This window comes from Bradyrhizobium sp. UFLA05-112 (genome assembly GCF_053572325.1).
The window spans coordinates 1-1309 of record NZ_JBANBK010000202.1 but is presented as its reverse complement, the minus strand read 5'-3'; the positions used below and the strand labels follow the sequence as shown (position 1 = coordinate 1309).

General features: G+C 65.8%; 1 protein-coding gene. It reads left to right on the top strand.

From position 1 onward, the window contains the following. Positions 1-117: 117 nt before the first annotated feature. Positions 118-1309, top strand: a 1192-nt coding sequence (locus SO180_RS42355; RefSeq protein WP_449384703.1) for an IS110 family RNA-guided transposase, incomplete at its 3' end; no start/stop codon positions are given.

The window sequence follows — 1309 nt, the reverse complement described above, 5'->3', positions numbered from 1 at the left end:
CCGCCTCTGCGACTCGCCCGGTTGCGCTGAGAGCGCGAATCCGTAGTTGTCGTGTCGCCCGTAGCTCCCGTCATGTGGTCTGATTGGCAGGAGGTGCGAATGCGACGGGTGATTGGCATCGACGTCCACCGAACTTTCGGAGAGGTGGTGGTTTGGGAGGATGGCAGGCTCCGACATGCGGGCCGCATTGATATGACGCGGACTGCGTTGGAGGGATTTGGCAAGACCCTGCTGGCCAGTGATGAGATGGTGGTCGAAGCGACCGCCAACAGCATGGCAGTGTCGCGGGTTCTGGCGCCGTTCGTGGCACGGGTGATTATCGCCAATCCGCTGCAGGTGAAGGCGATCGCCCAGGCTCACGTCAAGACCGACAAGATCGATGCCGGCACGCTCGCCAGTCTGCAGGCGGCCGGGTACCTGCCGCAGATCTGGACGCCTGACGCGGAGACGGAACGCAAGCGTCGGCTGGTGGCGCGGCGCTACCAGGTCGTGCGGCATCGCACGCGGCTCAAGAACGAGGTGCATTCGATCCTGCACGCGCACCTGATCCCGAAGTGCCCGCATGCCGATCTTTTCAACCTCCGCGGCCGGACGTGGTTGGCCGCTCAACCGTTGCCGGACGATGAGCGCGGGACGATCGATCGGCACGTCCGCGAGCTTGACCGGCTGGCGGAAGATCTGGCCCTGCTCGACCGCGAGATCGCGCAGGACGCCATCGACGATTCCGCGGTCAACAGATTGATGACGATCACCGGCGTCAACTTGGCGGTCGCCGCCGGCATCATGGCGGCGATCGGCGACATCAGCCGGTTCAACAGCCCGCAGAAGCTGGTGAGCTATTTCGGGCTGAACCCGCGGGTGCGGCAGTCCGGACTGGGCGCCGCCCATCACGGCCGCATCAGCAAGATCGGCCGCAGTCAAGCGCGCGCCATGCTGGTCGAGGCGGCCTGGGCAGCGGCCAAGGCGCCCGGTCCGCTGCATGCGTTTTTCGTGCGCATCCGCGCCCGGCGCGGCCATCAGATCGCCGCGGTGGCCGTGGCCCGGAAGCTCACCGTGCTTTGCTGGCATTTGCTGACGAAGGGCGAGGATTACCTGTGGGCGCGCCCGGCACTGGTCGCCATCAAGACCCGCGCGATGCAGCTTCAAGCCGGACATCCGCAACAGAAAGGCAGCCGGCGTGGGCCAGCGTATGCCTACAACATCAAGGCATTGCGCGACCGCGAGATGTTGATTGCCGCCCAGGCAGAGCAAAGCTACGAGCGCTTGGTGACGCAATGGAAACCACGGCGGCCAAAACCCGGCGCGCGGG